The 22,225-nt window shown below is 61.3% G+C and carries 23 protein-coding genes; 16 read left to right on the top strand and 7 right to left on the bottom strand.

All coding sequences use genetic code 11. From position 1 onward, the window contains the following. Window positions 1–8 precede the first annotated feature (8 nt). The 8 genes from NBH21_RS13720 (at window position 9) to deoA (ending at window position 8,076) form a co-directional block, all read left to right on the top strand. Entirely contained in the window at window positions 9–1,001 is a 993-nt protein-coding gene (locus tag NBH21_RS13720) for a BMP family lipoprotein (RefSeq protein ID WP_250914132.1), read from the top strand. 167 nt (window positions 1,002–1,168) lie between these two features. Further along, window positions 1,169–2,689 carry an ABC transporter ATP-binding protein gene (locus NBH21_RS13715; RefSeq protein ID WP_250914133.1) on the top strand — a complete coding sequence of 507 codons (1,521 nt, stop codon included), beginning with the start codon at window positions 1,169–1,171 and terminating at the stop codon, window positions 2,687–2,689. A 7-nt stretch (window positions 2,690–2,696) separates the two neighbouring features. Continuing rightward, complete coding sequence (locus NBH21_RS13710) at window positions 2,697–3,800, top strand: ABC transporter permease (RefSeq protein ID WP_250914134.1); 1,104 nt, start codon at window positions 2,697–2,699, stop codon at window positions 3,798–3,800. A 9-nt stretch (window positions 3,801–3,809) separates the two neighbouring features. Beyond that, a complete protein-coding gene (locus NBH21_RS13705) occupies window positions 3,810–4,781 on the top strand; it encodes an ABC transporter permease (RefSeq protein WP_250914135.1) in 972 nt (323 codons plus the stop codon). Window positions 4,782–4,783: 2 nt separating this feature from the next. Then, window positions 4,784–5,176 carry a cytidine deaminase gene (locus NBH21_RS13700; RefSeq protein ID WP_250914136.1) on the top strand — a complete coding sequence of 131 codons (393 nt, stop codon included), beginning with the start codon at window positions 4,784–4,786 and terminating at the stop codon, window positions 5,174–5,176. Further along, window positions 5,173–5,988 carry a purine-nucleoside phosphorylase gene (locus tag NBH21_RS13695; RefSeq protein ID WP_250914137.1) on the top strand — a complete coding sequence of 272 codons (816 nt, stop codon included), beginning with the start codon at window positions 5,173–5,175 and terminating at the stop codon, window positions 5,986–5,988. Before NBH21_RS13700 ends, NBH21_RS13695 begins: the two co-directional genes overlap by 4 nt. Next, window positions 5,975–6,748, top strand: coding sequence for a deoxyribose-phosphate aldolase (gene deoC / locus NBH21_RS13690; protein ID WP_250914138.1), 774 nt, complete (start codon window positions 5,975–5,977; stop codon window positions 6,746–6,748). The genes NBH21_RS13695 and deoC overlap by 14 nt, the downstream gene beginning before the upstream one ends. A gap of 17 nt (window positions 6,749–6,765) precedes the next feature. Continuing rightward, window positions 6,766–8,076, top strand: a complete 1,311-nt coding sequence (deoA, locus tag NBH21_RS13685) for a thymidine phosphorylase (RefSeq protein WP_250914139.1) — start codon at window positions 6,766–6,768, stop codon at window positions 8,074–8,076. Between the two features lie 120 nt (window positions 8,077–8,196). Here deoA and NBH21_RS13680 read toward each other — a convergent pair whose 3' ends face one another. The 7 genes from NBH21_RS13680 to NBH21_RS13650 all read right to left on the bottom strand — a co-directional run bounded on the left by NBH21_RS13680 (window position 8,197) and on the right by NBH21_RS13650 (window position 13,695). Further along, window positions 8,197–8,712, bottom strand: coding sequence for a TIGR02281 family clan AA aspartic protease (locus tag NBH21_RS13680; RefSeq protein WP_250914140.1), 516 nt, complete (start codon window positions 8,710–8,712; stop codon window positions 8,197–8,199). 128 nt (window positions 8,713–8,840) lie between these two features. Continuing rightward, window positions 8,841–9,470, bottom strand: a complete 630-nt coding sequence (upp, locus tag NBH21_RS13675; protein WP_250914141.1) for a uracil phosphoribosyltransferase — start codon at window positions 9,468–9,470, stop codon at window positions 8,841–8,843. 89 nt (window positions 9,471–9,559) lie between these two features. Further along, on the bottom strand, window positions 9,560–10,546 hold the full coding sequence (locus NBH21_RS13670) for an adenosine deaminase (protein ID WP_250914142.1): 987 nt from the start codon (window positions 10,544–10,546) through the stop codon (window positions 9,560–9,562). Then, on the bottom strand, window positions 10,543–11,763 hold the full coding sequence (locus NBH21_RS13665; RefSeq protein ID WP_250914143.1) for a phosphopentomutase: 1,221 nt from the start codon (window positions 11,761–11,763) through the stop codon (window positions 10,543–10,545). Before NBH21_RS13665 ends, NBH21_RS13670 begins: the two co-directional genes overlap by 4 nt. A 157-nt stretch (window positions 11,764–11,920) precedes the next feature. Then, window positions 11,921–12,541, bottom strand: coding sequence for a TadE/TadG family type IV pilus assembly protein (locus NBH21_RS13660; RefSeq protein ID WP_250914144.1), 621 nt, complete (start codon window positions 12,539–12,541; stop codon window positions 11,921–11,923). Further along, complete coding sequence (locus NBH21_RS13655; RefSeq protein WP_425340419.1) at window positions 12,538–13,167, bottom strand: TadE/TadG family type IV pilus assembly protein; 630 nt, start codon at window positions 13,165–13,167, stop codon at window positions 12,538–12,540. Before NBH21_RS13655 ends, NBH21_RS13660 begins: the two co-directional genes overlap by 4 nt. 117 nt (window positions 13,168–13,284) lie before the next feature. Then, a complete protein-coding gene (locus NBH21_RS13650) occupies window positions 13,285–13,695 on the bottom strand; it encodes a pilus assembly protein N-terminal domain-containing protein (protein ID WP_250914261.1) in 411 nt (136 codons plus the stop codon). A 554-nt stretch (window positions 13,696–14,249) separates the two neighbouring features. Between NBH21_RS13650 and NBH21_RS13645 the strand changes: the two genes are divergently transcribed. The 8 genes from NBH21_RS13645 (at window position 14,250) to NBH21_RS13610 (ending at window position 22,214) form a co-directional block, all read left to right on the top strand. Further along, window positions 14,250–14,432 carry a Flp family type IVb pilin gene (locus NBH21_RS13645; protein WP_099056147.1) on the top strand — a complete coding sequence of 61 codons (183 nt, stop codon included), beginning with the start codon at window positions 14,250–14,252 and terminating at the stop codon, window positions 14,430–14,432. A 153-nt stretch (window positions 14,433–14,585) separates the two neighbouring features. Further along, on the top strand, window positions 14,586–15,098 hold the full coding sequence (locus tag NBH21_RS13640; protein ID WP_250914146.1) for an A24 family peptidase: 513 nt from the start codon (window positions 14,586–14,588) through the stop codon (window positions 15,096–15,098). Between the two features lie 124 nt (window positions 15,099–15,222). Continuing rightward, complete coding sequence (cpaB, locus tag NBH21_RS13635) at window positions 15,223–16,038, top strand: Flp pilus assembly protein CpaB (RefSeq protein ID WP_250914147.1); 816 nt, start codon at window positions 15,223–15,225, stop codon at window positions 16,036–16,038. Beyond that, entirely contained in the window at window positions 16,035–17,606 is a 1,572-nt protein-coding gene (locus tag NBH21_RS13630) for a type II and III secretion system protein family protein (RefSeq protein WP_250914148.1), read from the top strand. Before cpaB ends, NBH21_RS13630 begins: the two co-directional genes overlap by 4 nt. A gap of 62 nt (window positions 17,607–17,668) precedes the next feature. Continuing rightward, window positions 17,669–18,349 (top strand): CpaD family pilus assembly protein, encoded by a 681-nt coding sequence (locus NBH21_RS13625; protein ID WP_425340430.1) that lies wholly within the window; start codon window positions 17,669–17,671, stop codon window positions 18,347–18,349. 33 nt (window positions 18,350–18,382) lie between these two features. Further along, entirely contained in the window at window positions 18,383–19,672 is a 1,290-nt protein-coding gene (locus NBH21_RS13620; protein WP_250914150.1) for a CpaE/TadZ family protein, read from the top strand. Window positions 19,673–19,699: 27 nt separating this feature from the next. After that, a complete protein-coding gene (locus NBH21_RS13615; RefSeq protein WP_250914151.1) occupies window positions 19,700–21,196 on the top strand; it encodes a TadA family conjugal transfer-associated ATPase in 1,497 nt (498 codons plus the stop codon). Between the two features lie 4 nt (window positions 21,197–21,200). Next, on the top strand, window positions 21,201–22,214 hold the full coding sequence (locus NBH21_RS13610) for a type II secretion system F family protein (protein WP_250914152.1): 1,014 nt from the start codon (window positions 21,201–21,203) through the stop codon (window positions 22,212–22,214). Window positions 22,215–22,225 lie beyond the last annotated feature (11 nt).

Here is a 22,225-nt window from a genome sequence, read left to right as displayed (position 1 = left end):
GCTGCACAATGAAAAAAACCCTTTTGAGCCTCTTTGCCTTGACTGCCATGTCGGCCGCGGCGCTTGCCGCGGACGTCAAGCCGGCACTCGTCTACGGCACCGGCGGCAAATTCGATAAGTCCTTCAACGAGGCGGCCTATGCCGGCGCTGAGAAGTTCAAGGCCGAAACCGGCATCGACTATCGCGATTTCGAACCGACCGGCGACACCCAGGGCGAACAGGCTATCCGCAACTTCGCATCCAAGGGCTACAATCCTGTCGTTGCTGTTTCTTTTGCCTGGACCTCGGCGATCGAAAAGGTAGCAGCCGAATTCCCGGACACCAAGTTCGTTCTCGTCGACAGCGTCGTCGACCTGCCGAACGTTCGCTCGGTCGTCTACAAGGAAGAGGAAGGCTCGTACCTCGTCGGCATCCTGGCTGGTCTCGCCTCGAAGACCGGCAAGGTCGGCTTCGTCGGCGGCATGGACATCCCGCTGATCCGCAAGTTCGAATGCGGCTACGAGCAGGGCGCCCGCGCTGCCAAGGCCGACATTCAGGTCTTCCAGAACATGACCGGCACCACCGGTGCTGCATGGAACGATCCGGTTCGCGGCGGTGAACTCACCAAGAACCAGATCGACCAGGGCGCGGACGTCATCTACGCGGCAGCCGGCGCGACCGGCCTCGGCGTGCTGCAGACCGCAGCCGACAACGGCAAGATGTCGATCGGCGTCGACTCGAACCAGAACCACCTGCATCCGGGTTCGGTGCTGACCTCGATGGTCAAGCGCGTCGACCTCGCCGTCTACAACGCCTATGCCGATGCCAAGGGTGACAAGTTCACCGCCGGCGTTCAGGCTCTCGGCGTCAAGGAAGACGGCGTCGCCTACGCACTCGACGACAACAACGCCAAGCTGATCACCGACGACATGAAGGCAGCGGTCGAAAAGGCCAAGGCCGATATCATTGCCGGCACGATCAAGGTCCACGACTACATGTCGGACAATTCCTGCCCGAAGTGATCTGATACGGGCGCAAGACGGCATGATCGGCCGTCTTGCGCCCTTTCCATGTCTTGAGCATCCTGTCCGCTCCTGAGGCGGGACCGATAAAACGGGCGGGCTGCTTCAAAAATCCATAAAAGAGGGTGTTCACCGCAGATCTGCGGGCAGCGCTCCGGGGGATTGGAATGAGCGAAACGAACCGGGCACCGGCGATCGAACTGATCGGCATCGACAAGAAGTTCGGTGCGGTGCATGCCAACAAGAACATCAACCTGACCGTGGCCAAGGGTTCGATTCACGGGATCATCGGCGAAAACGGGGCCGGAAAATCGACGCTGATGTCGATCCTCTACGGCTTCTACCACGCCGACAGCGGCAGCATTCACATCGATGGCAAACCCGTTGCCATCCGCGACAGCCAGTCGGCAATCGCCGCCGGCATCGGCATGGTGCATCAGCATTTCATGCTCGTCGAAAATTTTACCGTGCTTGAAAACCTGATGCTCGGCGCCGAAGGCGGCGCCCTGCTCGCCAAGGGCACGGATGCGGCACGCGCCGCACTGAAGAAGCTCGAAGAAGATTACGAGCTCGAAGTCGATCCGGACGCAGTCATTGAGGAACTGCCGGTCGGCCTGCAGCAGCGCGTCGAAATCCTGAAAGCCATGTATCGCGGCGCCGAGATCCTCATTCTCGACGAACCCACCGGGGTTCTGACGCCGGCCGAAGCCGACCACCTCTTCAAGATCCTGCGCGTGCTGCGCGACCAGGGCAAGACCGTGATCCTGATCACCCACAAGCTGCGCGAGATCATGGCGATCACCGACACGGTGTCGGTCATGCGCCGCGGCCAGATCGTGGCGACCCGCAAGACGGCGGAGACCACGGTGGAAGAGCTGGCCGAGCTGATGGTCGGCCGCCGGGTTCTGCTGCATGTCGAGAAGGGTAGCGCCAAGCCGGGCGACGTCTATCTCTCGGTGCGCAACCTCACCGTCAAGGACAGCCGCGGCGTCACCATGGTCGACAACGTCTCCTTCGACGTCCGGGCCGGCGAGATCGTCGGCATCGCCGGCGTCGCGGGCAACGGCCAGAGCGAACTGCTGGAAGCCATTACCGGCATCCGCAAGCCGACCTCGGGCGAGATCTTCATTTGCGGCGAACCGGTCGCCGGCTACGATCCGGCCAAGCTGCGCTCCATCGGTCTAGCCCATATCCCGGAAGACCGGCATCACATGGGCCTTATCCTGCCGTTCGAGGAAAGCCAGAACGCCATTCTCGGCTATCACCGCGATCAGCGCTACGGTAAAGGCCCGTTCCTCGATCCCGAACTCATCCGCAAGGCGGCCGTCGAAGAGATCGAGAAATACGACATCCGGCCGCCGAACCCACGGCTCAAGACCGCAAACTTCTCCGGCGGCAACCAGCAGAAAATCGTCGTTGCCCGTGAAATCGAGCGCGACCCGAAGCTTTTGATCGTCGGCCAGCCGACCCGCGGCGTCGATATCGGCGCCATCGAATTCATCCATCGCCGGATCGTGGAGACGCGCGACGCCGGCAAGGCCGTGCTTCTGGTGTCCGTCGAACTAGACGAGATCCGTTCGCTCTCCGACCGTATCCTGGTGATGTTCGCCGGCAAGATCGTCGGCGAGAAGAGCCCGGAAACCGGCGAACAGACACTCGGCCTGATGATGGCCGGCATTGCCGCATGAGGTTTTGATGAGTACCGCTTCCGTACCCCTTCCCAATTGGATCAACTATGCACTTCTGCCGTTGATCAACCTCATCCTGGCGTTTCTGGTTTCCGGTTTCGTCGTCTGGATCATCGGCGAAAATCCCTATGAAGCGCTCAAGCTGATGTTGCAGGGCGCGCTTGGTCGCGGCGAAGGCATCGGCTTCACGCTCTACTACGCCACCAACTTCATCTTCACCGGCCTTTCGGTCGCCGTTGCCTTTCATGCCGGCCTGTTCAACATCGGCTCGGAAGGGCAGGCCTATGTCGGCGGTCTCGGCGCGGCACTCGTGGCGCTCGCCTTCGACCATTACGTGCCGTGGTATGTGACGATGCCCTTCGCCGTGCTGGGGGCTGCTGCCTTCGGTGCCGCATGGGCGCTGATCCCGGCATGGCTGCAGGCCAGGCGCGGCAGCCATATCGTCATCACCACGATCATGTTCAACTTCATCGGCGCGGCGCTGATGGTCTACCTGCTCGTCAATGTGCTGATCGTGCCGGGCAAGATGGCTCCGGAAACCCGCACCTTCCTGCCCGGCGGCCAGCTGCCGAAGCTCGACTGGCTGATGGCGCTGTTCGGGCTGAAGCTCGGTCCCGCCCCCTTCAATGTGTCGTTCCTGATTGCACTCTTCATGTGCGTCGTCGTCTGGGTGCTGATCTGGCGCACCAAGCTCGGCTATGAGATGCGCACGCTCGGCCTTTCCCGTTCGGCGGCGGCTTACGCCGGCATTCCTTATGTGAAGATCGTCATGATCACCATGCTGATCTCCGGCGGCCTTGCCGGCATGATGGCCCTCAACCCGGTGCTCGGCGCTTCCGCCCGCCTGCAGGTCGAGTTCGTCGGCGGCGCAGGCTTTGTCGGCATCGCGGTCTCGCTGATGGGCCGTAGCCACCCCCTCGGCATCGTGCTCGCGGCCATCCTCTTCGGCGTGCTCTATCAGGGCGGCGCGGAGCTTTCCTTCGACATGCCGAACATCACCCGTGACATGATCGTCGTAATCCAGGGTCTCGTCATCCTGTTTGCGGGCGCGCTGGAATATATGTTCCGTCCGGCGATCGTGCGCATCTACCAGCAATTCGTGAGAGGTTGAGGCAAGACGATGGATTTCTTCGATATCCTCATCAGCATTCTCGGATCGACCATCCGCCTGTCGATCCCGCTGATTTTCACCGCCCTTGCAGGCCTCTTTTCCGAACGCGCGGGCATTTTCGACATCGGGCTGGAAGGCAAGATGCTGGCGGCAGCCTTTGCCGCTGCGTCAGCGGCCTATGTGACGGGATCACCATGGATCGGCCTTGCGTCTGGTATCGGCGTTTCGCTCGCCTTCTCGCTGGTGCACGGTTTTGCCTCGATCACCAATCGCGGCAACCAGATCGTCTCGGGTGTGGCGATCAACTTCGTCGCGGCGGGCTTGACCGTGGTCCTCGGACAGGCCTGGTTCGGCCAGGGCGGCCGTACGCCGCAGCTTGCGAGCACCGCCCGTTTCTCGCCGATCACGCTGCCGGGTGTGGACGCAGTGCGTGACGTGCCTGTTATCGGCCCGCTTTATGCCAATGTGATCTCCGGCAACAACCTCCTGACCTACCTCGCCTTCCTGGCCGTGCCGCTTTCGTGGTGGGTGCTTTACCGCACGCGCTTCGGCCTCAGACTTCGCGCGGTCGGCGAAAATCCCGGCGCCGTCGATACCGCCGGTATCTCGGTCACCTGGCTGCGTTATCGGGCCGTGCTGGTCGCGGGGTTCCTCTGCGGCTTCTCGGGCACCTATCTCGCCATCGCCCAGTCGGCGGCCTTCATCAAGGACATGTCGGCCGGCAAAGGCTATATCGCGCTCGCCGCGCTGATCTTCGCCAAGTGGAAGCCGGTGCCGGTGCTGCTCGCCTGCCTGCTCTTCGGTTTCCTCGATGCGCTCGCCAACTTCATGCAGGGCAAATCCGTGCCGCTGATCGGCGAAGTGCCGGTGCAGATCTTCCAGGCCCTGCCCTACATCCTGACCTGCATCCTGCTCGCCGGCTTCATCGGTGCGGCAAACCCGCCGAAAGCCGGCGGCGTCCCCTATGTGAAGGAGCGCTGACCATGTCGCACGACCTCTTCGAAGCCGCACGCGATGCGATGAAGTTTGCCCACGCGCCCTATTCGAAATTCCCCGTTGGCGCGGCCATCCGCGCCGATGACGGCAAGGTCTATACGGGCGCCAATATCGAGAACCTCTCCTTTCCGCAGGGCTGGTGCGCCGAACCGACGGCTATCGGCTGCATGATCATGGGCGGCGGCAAAAAAATCGTCGAAATGGCCGTCATCGCCGAAAAGCTGGCGCTCTGCCCGCCTTGCGGCGGATGCCGGCAGAAGATCGCCGAATTCGCCGATGCCGGCACGAAGATCTATCTCTGCGACGAGGTGGGCGTGCAGAAGACCATGACAATCTCGGAACTCCTGCCCTTCAGCTTCAAGACGGATATCCTCGGATGAGGGACGTCATCGATCTTCTCATCGACAGGCTGAACGGACTGGTGCCACGCCATGGCATCGTGCTCGGCTCCGGTCTCGGCTCCCTCGTCGACGAAATCCGCAACCCCATCCGCATTCCCTATACCGAGCTTCCGGGGTTTCCGGTGAGCGGCGTGTCGGGTCATGCGGGGGCCGTGGTGGCGGGCCTGCTCGGCAATGTGCCTGTCATCATGCTGGCCGGCCGCATCCACTATTACGAGCACGGTGACCCCAACGCCATGCGACTGCCGATCCAGGTGCTGATGGGGCTTGGCGTGCAGTCGCTGATCCTGACCAATTCGGCCGGATCGCTGCGCGAGGACATGCCGCCGGGCTCGGTGATGCTTATCTCGGACCACATCAACTTCTCCGGTCACAACCCGCTGATCGGCCAGGACAGCGACAAGCGCTTCGTCGGCATGACGTCGGCCTATGACGAGGAACTCTCGGCCGGGATGCGTCGCGCGGCGGAAGAAGAAGGCATTCCGCTTTCCTCCGGTGTCTATATGTGGTTCTCCGGCCCGAGCTTCGAAACGCCGGCAGAAATCCGCATGGCGCGCATTCTCGGCGCCGATGCGGTCGGCATGTCCACGGTGCCGGAAGTGATCCTTGCGCGCTTTTTTGGGCTGCGCGTCGCCGCTGCATCGGTTATTACCAATTACGGAGCCGGCATGACGGGTGGTGAACTCAGTCACGAAGAGACCAAGGACATGGCTCCGATCGGCGGAAAACGACTTGCCGCCATCCTGAAGAGGATGATTGCCGGCGGAGGGACAACCAATGGACACCCATGAACTGCGGGCGACTGCCGCCCGGGCCTTGTCGCTGCTTGACCTGACCAACCTCAAGGACGATTGCACGCCAGCCGCCATCGAGGCGCTGTGCGAACGGGCGGTGACCCCTTACGGCCATACGGCCGCGATCTGCATCTGGCCGCGTTTCGTGCCGCAGGCCCGCGCGCTGCTGAACGGTGGCACCCCGGTTCGGATCGCCACGGTCGTCAACTTTCCTTCCGGTGAGATGAAGACCGAAGACGTGGTTGCCGAAACCCGCGACGCGATTGCCGACGGGGCCGACGAGATCGATGTGGTCATTCCCTACCGCGCGCTGATTTCCGGCGACGAACAGGGCGTCAGCGATCTGGTGGCCAGTGTCAAGGCCGCCTGCGGCCCGACCATCACGCTCAAGACGATCCTCGAAACCGGCGAACTCAAGGACATGGCGCTGGTTCGTCGCGCCTCGGAACTGGCGATCGAAGCCGGAGCGGACTTCATCAAAACCTCCACCGGCAAAGTCGCCGTCAACGCCACGCTGGAAGCGGCCGACACCATGCTGCAGGCGATCCGCGACAGCCGCAAGAAGGTGGGCTTCAAGCCGGCGGGCGGCATCTCGACCGTCGCGGATGCGGCCCTTTATCTCCGGCTTGCCGACACCATCATGGGCGAGGATTGGGCGATCCCATCGACCTTCCGCTTCGGGGCTTCGGGTCTGCTCGACGATATTCTCTCCGTTCTCGGTGGCGCGCGCGTGAGCGCCGGCACTTCCGATTACTGAACCCCGGAACATCAGACATGCTGCCACAGGAAATCATCCGCAAGAAACGCGACGGCGGCACACTGACGCCGGAAGAAATCGCCGGTTTCATCGAGGGGCTGAGCAAGGAGACGATCTCCGAAGGTCAGGTCGCCGCCTTCGCCATGGCTGTCTTCTTCCGCGGCATGACGCCGGAAGAGATCGTGGCGCTGACGCTCGCCATGCGCGATTCCGGCGAGGTACTTTCGTGGCAGGGCGTGGGCAAGCCGATTGCCGACAAGCATTCGACCGGCGGCGTGGGCGACAATGTCTCGCTGATGCTGGCGCCGATCGTTGCGGCCTGCGGGCTGGCGGTGCCGATGATCTCCGGCCGGGGGCTTGGTCACACGGGCGGCACGCTGGACAAGCTGCAATCCATTCCAGGCTATGACGTCATGCCATCGCCGGAGACATTCCGCCGGACGGTGGACACGGCGGGCTGCGCCATCATCGGCCAGACCGGCGACCTCGCCCCCGCCGACAAGCGGCTCTATGCGATCCGCGACGTGACCGCGACAGTGGAATCCATCCCGCTGATTACCGCCTCGATCCTTTCCAAGAAGCTCGCAGCCGGTCTCGAAAGCCTCGTCCTCGACGTCAAGACCGGCAACGGCGCCTTCATGAGCAACCCAGAGGATGCGGAGGCGCTGGCGCGCTCGCTGGTGACGGTGGCGAACGGGGCGGGCGTCAAGACCACGGCGCTGCTCACGGACATGAACCAGCCGCTGGCCGACTGCGCCGGCAATGCGGTCGAAGTGCAGAATGCCGTCGATTTCCTCAAGGGCGAGAAAGGCGGCACGCGGTTGGAAGAGGTGACGCTGGCGCTTTCGGCCGAAATGCTGGTCAATGCCGGCATCGCGGCAGACATCGAAACGGCACTTGCGCGCTGCCGCGCCGCCCTCTCCTCCGGAAAAGCGGCGGACTATTTCGGGCGGATGGTCCATGCGCTGGGCGGCCCTGCCGACTTCATGGAGCGGGCGGAAAGGCACCTGCCCAAGGCTCCGGCTCAGATCCCGGTTCTCGCTTCCTCCGACGGCTGGCTTTCGGCCTGCGATACACGAGGCCTCGGACTCTGCGTCGTGGCACTCGGCGGCGGACGGCAGCGCCCGAGCGATGCGATCGACCACAAGGTAGGCCTCACCGGCTTCCTGCCGCTCGGAACGGCTGTCTCGAAGGGTGGCGTCATCGCCGTTGTGCATGCCAATGACGAAGCCAAAGGACGCCAAGCTGCTGAAATGGTGGCGGCAAGCTATACGGTCGGCGCAATAGAACCGGTCATCGACCCTGCCGTCGGCAAGCGGATCGCCTGATTTCGTCTCGCGAGCGTGAGATAGAGCATTTCCGGCGATAGCAGCATCGCCTCCAATGCTCTATCTCATTGTTTTCCCGCAATTCCAGCAAAACCGCTGCGCACTTTTGCTGGAATTGCTCTAGCGGGTAAGCCGCATGGTGTCGCCTTCGGCGGCATAGGCGTCGAGGCGCTTCAGGAAGCTCATGCCGATCAGCGTGTTGGAAAGCGCCTTGTCGCGCAGCACGAAGGCCTCGACCTTCTCAACCCTGACAGTCCCGATCTCGACACGCTGAAGGGTGATGAGTGCCGCATCCGTGCGACCATTGGCGGTGGAGATCGGATATTTGAAATCGAGTCCGGCAATGCTGATGCCGAGCCGTCGAGCCGTGGTTTCATTGATCGCAACAAGCGAAGCGCCGGTGTCGACGAGGCCCTCGACCGGCTTGCCGTTCATCTTGAAACTGCCGGTGTAGTGACCGCGTCCATCGGCCTTCAGCAGAGCCACACCGCTCGGAAGGCTGGCCGGGGTCGCAGCTGCAACGTCGGCAGCAGACACCGTTGCCGGCACCGTTTCAGCATCCTTCTCGATAAAGCGCGGCACCTGCGTTGCAAGAACGGCAGCCACGGAAACGAAGACAAGCGTGCGCACCAGCATGGGCAATCCCCGACATGACGAAGAGTAGCCTCACTAGCACGCGGAGGCTGAAAAGCTGCTAACCGCAAACGGAAAGCAGCCCGCAAAGGCTGTTTGCGGGCTGCTTTCCTGTTCCGGTGGTTAAGATTTCATTTCGTGCCGTACATGCGGTCGCCGGCATCGCCGAGGCCAGGCACGATATAGCCCTTCTCGTTCAGATGGCTGTCGATGGCGGCGGTGAAGACCGGGACATCCGGATGGGCTTCACAGAAATGCTTGATGCCTTCGGGAGCTGCGAGAAGGCAGACGAAGCGAATGTTCTTCGCGCCGCGCTCCTTCAGCTTGTCGATGGCGGCAATCGAGGAATTGCCGGTGGCGAGCATCGGATCGACGACGATGATCAGACGCTCGTCCAGCGCATCCGGCGCCTTGAAGTAATATTCGACCGGCTGCAGCGTATCGTGGTCGCGGTAGACGCCGATATGGGAGACGCGGGCGGCCGGTACCAGTTCCAGCATGCCTTCAAGAAGGCCGTTTCCGGCGCGCAGGATGGAGGCGAAGACCAGCTTCTTGCCTTCCAGCACCGGCGACTGCATCTCGGTCAGCGGCGTCTCGATCGTCTCCATGGTGAGTTCGAGATCGCGGGTGACCTCATAGCAGAGAAGCGTCGAGATTTCCCTGAGCAGCCGGCGGAAGCTCGATGTCGAGGTCTCCTTGCGGCGCATGATCGTGAGCTTGTGCTGTACGAGCGGATGACCGATGACTGTGACGCCGTGCATGGGGATAACCTTCTTCTATTCTTTGTGGGTGAAATTGTTCTTCCACATTCGCGCGCCGGCCCGCAAGAGCAGGCCGCAAATTTGTGTAATCATCCCCAATCGGCAGCCAATAACTTCGCCAGCAGCGACTCTCGCGTCACCTCATCGACGAAAGCCGCTTCGATCGCGGTGCGGGTCATGGCATTGATCTCGGCATCCGAGAAGCCGAACACCTTCGACGCCGTCTCATATTCCTGCGCAAGCGACGTATGGAAGAAGGGCGGGTCGTCGGAGTTCAGCGTTACCCGCACACCGGCCTCGACGAAGCGGCGCAGCGGATGGCTTTCGTAATCCGGGAAGACCTTCAGCGAGATGTTGGAACCCGGGCAGACCTCCAGCACGGTTCCGAGATCGGCCAGCCGCTTGACCAGATCGGGGTCCTCGATCGCACGCACGCCATGGCCGATACGGCTCGGTCGCACGAGGTCGAGCGCATCGGCGACGGAGAAAGCGCCGCAGAGTTCGCCGGCGTGAATAGTGATGCCGAGGCCTGCCTCGCGCACGATATCGAAGGCACGCGCATAATCGGCCACCCGGTGCATGCGCTCCTCGCCAGCCATATTGAAACCGGTCACCAGAGGATGCTCGAACTTCGCCGCCCATTCGGCCCGGCGTAGCACGCTTTCCGGCCCGAGATGGCGTTCACCGATGATGATCATGCGGCATTCTATGCCGGTCTTTTCCCGCGCGGCCATGACACCCGCCGCCAGACCGCCGACATAGTCGTCCGGGGAAAGGCCGACGGCCTCGCCATGGTCAGGGGAAATGAACAGCTCGCTATAGATCGTGTTCGTGGCAGCCAGTTCACCAAGATAGGCCTCGGCAAGGGCCGCGTAGTCCTCCGCGGTTCGGAAAACCGAGGCGACGAAATCATAGCAATCGATGAAACTGGTAAAGTCCTGCCAGAGATAGCCCCCGTCACGAACGAATTTCGTGGAATCGATCCCGTATTTTTCGGCCTGGGCAAGTGTCAACGCCGGCGGGGCTGCACCTTCGACATGGCAGTGCAGTTCGGCCTTCATCAGATGAGATGTCAAAGAAAACTCCGTCCATGCGGCCCGGCGGGAATGCCGAGATGGGCCGCGATCGTTTCGCCGATATCGGCATAGGTATTGCGGATGCCAAGCGCGCGCGACTTGATGCCGGGGCCAAACGCCATGATCGGCACACGCTCGCGGGTGTGATCGGTGCCGCGCCAGGTCGGGTCACAGCCGTGATCCGCCGTCATGAGCACCATGTCGCCGGGTCGAAGCTTGCGGTGAACTTCGGGAAGGCGCAAATCGAAGGCTTCGAGAGCGGCGGCATAGCCCGGCACATCGCGGCGATGGCCATAAAGCATGTCGAAATCGACGAAGTTGGTGAAGACGAGATCGCCGTCTTCCGCCTCGTCCATGGCCTGCAGGGTGACATCCATCAGCGCCATGTTGCCATTGGCCTTGAGCACGCGCGAGACCCCCTGATGGGCGAAAATATCGCCGATCTTTCCGACGGCATGCACGTGCCGTCCGGCTTCGACCAGCCGGTCAAGCAGCGTCGGCTCCGGCGGCAGGACCGAATAGTCTCGACGGTTTCCGGTGCGCTGGAAGTCGGCCGGGGTTTCGCCCACAAAGGGCCGCGCGATGACCCGGCCGATATTCAGGGGATCGACAAGCTTGCGGACAATCTCGCAAAGCGAGAGCAGACGTTCCAGGCCGAAATAGGTTTCATGAGCCGCGATCTGGAAGACCGAATCCGAGGAGGTGTAGCAGATCGGCTTGCCGGTGCGGATATGCTCTTCACCGAGCCTTGCGATGATCTCCGTGCCGGAGGCATGGCAATTTCCGAGAATGCCCGGCAGATCGGCCTCGCGACAGATGGCCTCGACCAGTTCGGGCGAAAAGGCGTCGCCTTCCGCCGGAAAGTAACCCCAGTCAAACATAACAGGCGTTCCGGCGATTTCCCAATGTCCCGATGGCGTGTCCTTGCCATGCGATACTTCACTGGCGGCGCCATAAAGTCCGAACACGCGCTCGGGAATCGGCATGCCCGCCGGCAGGTGTCCGGAAGCCAGCCGCGCGATCTCGACGAGACCAAGCGCTGACATGTTGGGCAGGGAGAGCGGTCCGGAGCGCAGGCCCTTGCGGTCGCCGATGCCGGCAGCACAGAATTCGGCGATATGGCCGAGCGTATCGGATCCCTCGTCGCCATAGCGATGGGCATCCGGCGCGCCGCCAATGCCGAAGGAATCGAGAACGAAGAGAAATGCACGTGCCATGGTCCACCTGAATCGCAGGTCCGCTGGCCGTCATGGCCATTTCATTCCCGCGTCTATTCGTGCCGATGTTTAGCGCCATGTTGAAGACTTGGCAAACGGGCGGGAAATCCCGCGCCGTGCTCGCCCTTAAGCAGTAATCGGGCGGGCGAAAATGATATCAGCAATCATTGCAGGTTATGTTGTCGCCGACGCGCTGGCGAAAGAAAAATTCGCGAGGGATGGTGATGTTCTTGATGTTCTGGCCCGAGAGGGCGGGCAGATAGAGCAAGAGTTCATGTCCAACGCTGAGTTCCGAATGGACGAGGAAAGTGCTCGCGATCAGCATATCGTCGGGAACCTTGACGGCAGCACCCACGCCATAGGGCGCAGTGCCCGTGTTCGACCAGGACCACGCCACGGTGGCCTGCTTGTTGGCATCGACCTTCACCCCGGTGATCTTCAGGGAGAGATTGTTGACGGAATAGGGAACGAAGATGGCATCTGCGACATCCACCATCCCTGCAAGATCGCTCTTGGTCACCTTATCTTCACGGCTCACGAGATCCGCAATCGTGCTCGACGCCGCCGTGGCCTTCTTTGCCACGGTGAAACCCATCATCAACTCGAAGGCGCAGAGGTAGATAACGATCAGCATCGGCGCCAGCAGCGCGAATTCGACGCCGCCAATGCCCTGGCGGTCGGACAGAAAACGCCGCAACAGCACGGAGGTGCGCGTGAGAACACCCAGCTGGCCGGCGAGGGTATCTTTCCCGTTCAATTCTGGAGCGGAGCGCTTCACGGATACTCCTCGTTGCGGAACGCCGTGGTGGCAATAAGGAGGACCTGATTGGTTTGGCTATCCGGCCGGATGTTGCTGATGGACCGCAACAGATCCATGGTCACGTCCCATCGGTAATAGGCGCGCAGCAGGTTGATCGTATCAGGTCCGCCGGGGGAAAAATGGAAGGCGGACGTATCGAGATCCGAGAGACCGCCATTGATACGCGGAACGCCGACCTTGTCGGCAACCGCTGCAAAGGTCGGGAGCGTCTCAAGATCCAGATAGAGCTTCTGCGGTGTGGCGGCCTCGGTGGCGGAACAGGCGATCACGACGGAAATCTGGTCGCAGAACGCGACCCGGAACTCTTCCATCGTCATGTCGGTATCTCGCCCGAGATTGTAGGTGATGTTACCCGTGCGCACTTCGCGCGCCATGACGTTGACGGCGTTCGCCACGATCTGTTCGGCCGTATAGGCGACAAAGGTCTCGAGAGTCGCAAAAATGATGAGAAAGTAGGGAATGGCCAGGATCGCAAATTCGATTGCGGCCGCGCCATCCCGGGAACGGGCCATCCGGCGCCATAATGAAAAGCGCGGCCGCTTCCTGCGGGTTTTTGCTTCGTCCGGATGAGTGACTGGATTCATCGCCTGTGACCGAAATGCGGTTTTGTCGAGACCCTAGAGGCGAAGTATTGAAATTCCGTTTCCGGTTTCTTTACGTTTTTCCCGATCTGGGGCGGCAAAAGGTCTCACTTCGTCCGGTTATTTCGAGCTGACACCGGTAGCGGCATGCTCCTCGCAATTCGGTGTGCAGGAAAGCACGGTGCGGCTGGTCGCCTTGAACACACGCACCGTATTGCCCTCGTCGATCGATACCAGAATACGTTCGTCGACGATTGCATTGCCGTCGGCATCGAGAAGGACAAGGTTTGTCGAACCGAAGGCACGTCCGGTCAGAACGATGGTCTTAGCGTCGGCAACGGTCGCGTCGGCAACATCGGAATTGCCGACGATCACCTTGCTGACGGGACGGTCGAGCTTGAGGACGCGCGCATTGTTCATATAAACGCGGAGATAGCCGCTATCGTCTTCAGCCGAAGCGGAAAACGGCAGTGCCGCACTCAATGCGAGCACACCGGCGACAGCAAGAAGTTTGAGACCGCTGCAAGACAACATGCGTGCCAGCCTTCCGAAGCTTTCAATACGTGGATCCTGACGCAGGATGGAGCGGATTGGTGAACGGACGGTTAAGCCGGGGCATTTCTGTGTGAACAACACCAGCCGAGCGAGCCGGCAACGGTCCCGGATGCGCACAGCGCACGCTTGAACGCGATCTCGCCGCTCTCCTGTCCTTCTCGAAAACCGTATCGGCGACCAAGCATCGACCTAGGTTCGTACCAAAATTGGTCACACATCCGCAACTTGTCCTGCGAAGAACAAGACGGTGACGATCACAGCCGCGCCATCCAGCCATGAATGCCTTTCGTGAAGGCGATGCAAATAGCTGTTTTATCATCGATTTTCCGGCGTGTGCGCCTTGATCGATAAAATGCGGAATTTCGGTGCTTCCAACCGTTTACCAAGTCCCGGGCATTTGGGTTTTCAGGAGTTGGTAACCGTCTTTCTTAAGTCGATGGCAATGGGCTGATGTGTAGGTTCCAGTCATCCGAGCAACGGCAAACAGTTGCCGGGAGTGCTGAACAACCATTGTGGAGTAGGAGAGTAGAATGACCAAGATTTTCGCACGTTTCCTGAAGGATGAGTCCGGCGCCACCGCTATCGAATACGGCCTGATCGCAGCCCTCATCTCCGTCGCCCTGATCACCGGCGCGACGACCCTCGGCAACGCCCTGAACACGCAGTTCTCTGATCTGTCGACTAAAATGACCGACGCCAACGGCAAGTACTGATAAGCTTGCTTGTATCACTGAGCTCTCAGCGTGGCCGCCTCTATGCAGGGCGGCCACGTTCGTTTTTGGCAAATAAACAAACGTAAAGCGGCTTTGCGATTTCGTAAGCCTTTGCAAACATGATCCCGCGATTGAACGAAAAGGAAGTCAGCCATGTATGAAGCTGCGGTTTTCGTAATTCTGCCGATCTGCCTCGTCGTTGCGGCTTTTACCGACCTGTTCGAGATGACTGTCCCGAACCGTATTCCGGTCATCATTCTTGCATCCTTCATATTGATTGCACCTTTCTCCGGTCTGAGCCTCCCCGAATTCGGCTGGCATATCGTGGCAGGCGCCGCCGTGTTCGCTGTCGTCTTTGGCCTCTTCGCCATCAACGTCATGGGCGGCGGCGATGCAAAGCTTCTGACCGCAGCGGCGGTGTGGTACGGTTTCACTCCATCCCTGCTGCATTTCCTGATCTATGTCGCCTATGGCGGCGGCATCCTGACCATTCTCATTCTGCTGGTGCGGGCGCGCGCCAACACCGTCATGGCGCTCAACCTGCCGGTGCCGCACTCTATCCTGACGGCCAAGAAGATCCCCTATGCGATCGCGATCTGCGTCGGTGGCCTCGTCACGTTTCCTCAATCGCCGCTCGTGCTGACGGCGCTGGAGCAGATGCGGTAAACGCTGGCAGCCGACCACAGGAAGCTATCGTTAACCAAGACCGTAAGCGTCTCGTTAACCATAATTACACCAATTGCTGATCATTCTGCGGGGCACAGTGCTTTGTGCCGCTCAAGGAAAGATCATGAAACCCGCGCGCATCATCATCCTCGCCGTCGCCGTCGTGGCGGCCGGCATGGCAGGGCTCCTCGCCATGAGGCTCGGCGGCACGAAACAGGTCGTGATGCAGCAGGTGAGCGGCGAGGTCAAAAAAGAGCCGACTGTCGACGTGCTCGTCTCCTCGGAAAATCTTCCCGTCGGCGCCCGGCTGAACGAAAAGTCCATTCGCTGGATGGCCTGGCCAGAAGGCAGCATCGTTCCCGGTTTCATTACCCGCACGGATCGCCCCGACGCCCTGACGGAACTCGCGGGCGCGGTCGTGCGCCTTCCGATGTTCGAGGGAGAGCCGATGCGCCGCGAGAAGATCGTCGATTCCTCGACGCGGATCATGTCGTCGCTGCTGCCCTCCGGCAAGCGCGCGGTCGCCACCGAAATCTCCGTCGCGACTGGCGCCGGCGGCTTCATCCTGCCCAATGACCGCGTCGACATCATCATGGTCCGCAAGGGTGACGAGAACAATTACCTGACCGAAACCGTGCTCTCCAACATTCGCGTGCTGGCGATCGACCAGCAGGTCGAGGAGAAGGAAGATGGCAGCAAGTCCGTGGTCGGCACCACGGCGACACTGGAACTCACGCCCGACCAGGCCAAGGTGATCACTGTTGCTCAGCAGATGGCGGACCGGCTGTCGCTGGCGCTGCGCTCGGTCGCCGACGCACAGGAAGAAGATACGTCGGTCGCGGATTACCTTCTGAGCGGCGGCTCGGGGGCGCCTTCAATTCAGGTCATCAAATCCGGCACGGTGGTCAAGACCTCCGGTTCGGAAAACCAGACACAATGATCGGGGATGCCACGGTGCTGAACTTGAAACAGAAAATCCGCACTTCGCTGGCCGGAGGATTGGCCTTCTCCATGGCCTTTTCCGGCATGCCCGGCAATTTCGCCCCCCACATCTTCGATGTGCCGGCTGCAGAAGCAGCGGCCCAGAGCGTTGTCCGCATCAACCAGTCCGGTCCCGGCGCTCGGCGTACCCTCAAGCTCGGTCTCAACAAGGCGCTCGTCGTCGACCTGCCGCAGGACGCGCACGACATCCTCGTTGCGGATCCGTCGATGGCCGATGCCGTGACCCGCACCTCGCGCCGCATCTATCTGTTCGGCAAGGCCGTCGGCCAGACGAACATCTTCATCTTCGGCGCCAACGGCGAGGAAGTGGTAAGCCTCGACGTCGAGATTGAACGCGACATCGCAGGACTCGAAAACAATCTGCGCCGCTTCATTCCCGAATCCGACATCAAGGTCGAGATCGTCTCGGACAACATCGTCCTGACCGGCACGGTGCGCACCCCGCAGGACGCCTCCCGTGCAGAAAGCCTTGCCAACGCCTTCCTTAAGGGCGGTGAAGCGACCACTCGCAACCAGACCGCGACGGCATCCAGCGAGAGCGGGGACGCAGCCGTTGCAATCTTCGCGGAAGACCGTCAGGTCTCCCAGATCGTCAACTTGCTGACGATCGAGGGCGAGGATCAGGTTTCACTCAAGGTCACGGTCGCCGAAGTCAGCCGTTCAGTCCTGAAACAGCTTGGCTTCAGTGGTCGCATTTCGGATGGCACGAGCGGTATCGGTTATGCCAATCCCGCCAACCTCGGCAACTCCGTCAACCTGGATGGCATCGCGAAGGTTGTCGGCTCGCTCGGAAGTTCCGGCTATGGAATCACTTCCTACATCAATGCCATGGAACAGGCCGGCGTGATGCGCACACTTGCCGAACCGAGCCTGACGGCGATTTCCGGCGAACAGGCAAAATTCTATGTTGGCGGCGAATATCGCCTACCCAAAGAACAAGAAGTCGATTCCGAGGAAAACACGATTACACGCACGACGGAATCGGTGGAATATGGCATCGAGCTGAACTTCCGTCCGGTGGTCCTGGCGCCGGGGCGCATCAGCTTGGCAATCGAGACCAATGTTTCCGAACCGACCTGGGAAGGATCGGACGTCTCTGGCAACCAATTGGACGTTCCAGGCTCGACCTATCTGTCGATCCGCAAGCGCGAAGCCTCGACCACCGTCGAACTGCCTTCAGGCGGCTCCATCGTGATAGCTGGTCTCGTTCAGGACAACATCCGCCAGGCGATGTCGGGCTTGCCCGGCCTTTCCAAGATCCCAGTTCTCGGCACGTTGTTCAGAAGCAAGGACTTCCAGCGCAACGAGACCGAACTGGTCATCATCGCCACGCCCTATCTCGTTCGGCCGGTCGCGCGCAACCAACTCGCCCGCCCCGACGACAACTTCAACCCCGAGAACGACGGCGCCACCTTCTTCCTGAACAAGGTGAACAAGGTCTATGGCCGCCGTCAGGCTGATGCCACTGGCCAATACCATGGCGCGGTCGGATTTATCTACAAGTGAGCCCGGAGGCCGACATGAAGACGCCAACGACCAAGCTCGAAAGAACGGAAAGCCGGACCGCCATGGCCGAACACACGATCCGCTGCGGGCGCATCGCCGCAACCCTGCTGGTTATCGGCGCGACCACCATGCTCGCCAGCTGCGGCAGCATGAACAAGGACCAGATGTCGACGGGGGCAATCCCCGACGATTACCGCACCCGTCATCCGATCACCCTGACTGAAGTCGAGCATACCCTCGATATTCCGATCGCATCGGGCGACCGCAGCCTGACGACCGGAACACGGGATGCCATCGCAGGCTTTGCCGGCGACTACGCATCGAAGTCCAGGGGGAACCTGCAGATCCTTCTGCCGCAGGGTTCGCCGAATTCGGTTGCCGCCGCCCATATGCGCAAGGAAATCCGCTCGGTACTGGCGGGCAATGGTGTACCGGCGCCCCGTATCGTCGAAACCAGCTATCAGGCAGGCGCGACGGGCGACACTGCACCAGTCAGGTTGAGCTATGTCGCGGTCACCGCCGTCACCGACCAGTGCGGCCAGTGGCCGGAAGACCTGCAGAACAATACCTATGCCAACAAGAACTGGCATAATTTCGGCTGTGCCACGCAAGCAAACCTTGCGGCCCAGATTGCCAATCCGATGGACCTCGTGACGCCGCGCGCGACCGCGCCGATCGATGCGACGCGACGCTCGACTGTCATCGGTCTCTATCGCGAAGGCGCCGATACCTCGACGAACTAGCAGGGCCGCAACGTCCGAAGGCAGGATTAAAGCATGAGCGCGATCGATTACGACATTGACACGGGGGCCAACGGGGGCCGCATGGCGGATGAGCCTGCCGCGACTGGCGATCTCGACAGCCTGCGTCCGCTGCCGCGCATTTCGGTGCACGCCTTCTGCATATCGGATGCGGTCCGGCGCGTGATGGAGCAGTGCTCCCAGGATCGACGGATGGCACGGGCAAGCCTCAGAATCACCAGCGGCAACATCGCCGCCGCCGCGAGCATGTTTGCCTCCACGCCAACACCGAACCTCATCATTCTGGAAACCGAGGCGGTCGCCGGCAACCTGATGGCAGAACTCGCGCCTCTCGCCGAGGTTTGCGACCCTGCCACCAGGGTCATCATCATCGGTCGTCACAACGACATCACGCTCTATCGCGAACTGATGCGCAACGGCATTTCCGAATATATCGTGGCTCCCCTCGCCATGGCCGATATCATGACCGCCATTTCGGCCATCTTCGTCGACCCGGAAGCCGAACCGCTCGGCCGCAGCATTGCCTTCATTGGCGCCAAGGGTGGCGTGGGCTCCTCGACCATCGCCCACAATTGCGCTTTCGGCATTTCGAGCCTGTTTTCGACGGAAACCATTCTGGCCGATCTCGATCTTCCCTTCGGGACGGCAAATATCGACTTCGACCAGGACCCGGCGCAGGGCATGGCGGAAGCGGTCTTCTCGCCGGAGCGGCTGGACGAAGTGTTCCTCGACCGCCTGCTGACGACCTGCTCCCAGCATCTCTCGCTGCTGGCCGCGCCCTCGCTGCTCGACCGCGCCTATGACTACGACCGCGATGCCTTCCAGCCGGTGCTCGAACTGTTGCAACGCAGCGCGCCGGCGACCGTGCTCGACCTGCCGCATGCCTGGTCGGACTGGACGCGCACGGTGCTCGGCGAAGTCGATGAGATCATCATCACCTGCGCTCCCGACCTCGCCAATCTGCGCAACGCCAAGAACATGCTCGACGCGCTGAAGAAGATCAGGCCGAACGACAAGGCGCCGCATCTCATTCTCAATCAGGTCGGCATGCCGAAGCGTCCGGAAATCTCGCCGCAGGATTTCTTCGAGCCGCTGGAAATCGAGCCGGCCGCCATCATTCCGTTCGACGCAGCGCTGTTCGGAAACGCGGCCAATAGCGGGCGGATGATCTCCGAGATCGATGCAAAATCGCCGACATCAGAGACATTTTCGCAGATCGCCCATCTCGTGACCGGCAGGGCCACGATCAAGAAGCCCAGAAAGGGCGGGCTGGGCAAGATGCTCGGGCTGCTCGGCAAGAAATAACGGCAGGACGGAAACAGGTTAAGGCTGATGTTTGGAAAGCGCGGAGGCGACGGTTTTGGAAAGAGTGGATCGGGGGTCGGCACGGTGCCGCCCGCGGCCGCGCCCGCTGTTGCGATACCTCCCCAGCGTAGCAGCATGGCCGCTCCGGAGTCCGCACGCGACGAGCCGCGCCAGCAGGTTGCGCCTCCGCCGCTGCAGGCGCAGCAGCCTGCCGGCCGCAAGCGGCCCGCCCGTACGCAGGACTATTATGACACCAAGTCCCAGGTCTTCTCGGCGCTGATCGATACCATAGACCTGTCGCAGCTTGCCAAGCTGGACGGGGAAAGCGCGCGCGAAGAAATCCGCGACATCGTCAACGACATCATCACCATCAAGAACTTCGCGATGTCGATCTCCGAGCAGGAGGAACTGCTCGACGATATCTGCAACGACGTGCTCGGCTACGGTCCGCTGGAACCACTGCTTGCGCGCGACGACATCGCCGACATCATGGTCAATGGCTCCGGCCAGACCTTCATCGAAGTGAACGGCAAGACGATCGAGTCGGATATCCGGTTCCGCGACAACGCCCAGCTTCTCTCCATCTGCCAGCGCATCGTGAGCCAGGTCGGCCGCCGCGTCGATGAATCCAGCCCGATCTGCGACGCCCGCCTGCCTGACGGCTCGCGCGTCAACGTCATCGCTCCGCCGCTCGCCATCGACGGGCCGGCCCTGACGATCCGCAAGTTCAAGAAGGACAAACTCAACCTCGCGCAGCTCGTCAAATTCGGAGCCATCACGCCGGAAGGTGCGGAGATCCTGCAGATCATCGGCCGCGTGCGGTGCAACGTCGTCATTTCCGGCGGTACCGGCTCGGGCAAGACCACACTGCTCAACTGCCTCACCGGCTTCATCGATGCCGACGAGCGCATTATCACCTGCGAAGACACCGCCGAACTGCAACTGCAGCAGCCGCATGTTGTGCGTCTCGAAACCCGCCCGCCGAACATCGAAGGCGAAGGCGAGATCACCATGCGCGATCTCGTCAAGAACTGCCTGCGTATGCGTCCCGAACGCATCATCGTCGGCGAAGTGCGCGGACCGGAAGTGTTCGACCTCCTGCAGGCGATGAACACCGGCCATGACGGCTCGATGGGCACGATCCACGCCAATACGCCGCGCGAATGCCTGTCGCGTATGGAATCGATGATTGCCATGGGTGGCTTCACCCTTCCTGCGAAGACGGTGCGCGAAATCATTTCCGGCTCCATCGACGTCATCATCCAGGCGGCCCGCCTGCGCGATGGTTCGCGCCGCATCACCCATGTCACCGAGGTGATCGGCATGGAAGGCGACGTCATCATCACCCAGGATCTTCTGCGCTACGAGATGGAAGGCGAAGACCTCAACGGCAAGATCATCGGACGGCACATGTCGACCGGGATCGGCAAGCCGCATTTCTGGGATCGCGCGCGCTACTATAACGAGGAGCGCCGTCTGGCGGCGGCACTGGACGCCATGGAACAGAAGGGCAAGGGGGCCTGAGACGATGTTCGGCTTCGATCCCCTGGTACTGGCCATCATCGCGCTTGCGGCAATAGCAACCGGCGGCATCGCCTACGGACTGTTGTACTCACAGATCGAGACCGAGAAGAAGACAGCAAGCCGCATCAACCGCGTGAAGGCGGCGGAGACCGATCACGCCAAGGTCAAGGCGGCCCGCGACCGCGTGCAGGAAATCTCCAAGCGGCGAAAATCCGTTCAGGATTCGCTGAAAGAACTGGAGCGCAAGCAGCATGAACGGCAGAAGAAGGCCGCAGCCACCAGCCTGAAATCACGGCTCACGCAAGCCGGCCTTTCCGCCACCCCAAGCCAGTTTTACACCTTCAGCGTCATCTTCGGCGTCGTCATCGCCGTGTTCGCCTTCGTCGCCGGGCTGCCGCCGCTCGCGCTTGTCGGCGTGGCCTTTGTCGCTGGCTTCGGCATTCCGCGCTGGCTCGTCGGTTTCCTGGTCAAGCGCCGGCAGAAGAAATTCCTGAACGAGTTCCCCAATTCGCTCGATGTCATGGTCCGTTCGATCAAGTCCGGCCTGCCGCTGAACGACGCATTGCGGCTGATCGCTTCCGAAGGACAGGAACCGGTGAAGACGGAATTTCGCCGGGTCGTTGAATCCCAGCAGGTGGGCCTCAGCGTCCCGGAAGCCTGCCAGCGCATGATGATCACTATGCCGCTGCAGGAGATCAATTTCTTCTCTATCGTGATCGCCATCCAGAGCCAGGCCGGCGGCAATCTTTCCGAAGCGCTGTCCAACCTCTCGCGCGTGCTGCGCGACCGAAAGAAGATGAAGGCGAAGGTCAACGCGCTTTCGATGGAAGCCAAGGCCTCGGCAGTCATCATCGGCGCCCTGCCCTTCATCGTCGCGCTACTCGTCTACCTCACCTCGCCGCAATACATCATGATCCTGTTCACCGATTCTCGCGGTCACCTGATCCTCGCCGCCTCGGGCGTGTGGATGTCGCTCGGCATCCTGGTGATGCGCAACATGATCAACTTCGACATCTAGGGAACCGGGCG

This window comes from Ciceribacter sichuanensis (assembly GCF_024055605.1).
Lineage (GTDB): Bacteria > Pseudomonadota > Alphaproteobacteria > Rhizobiales > Rhizobiaceae > Allorhizobium > Allorhizobium sichuanense.
This window is presented reverse-complemented; position numbering and strand designations above follow the sequence as displayed.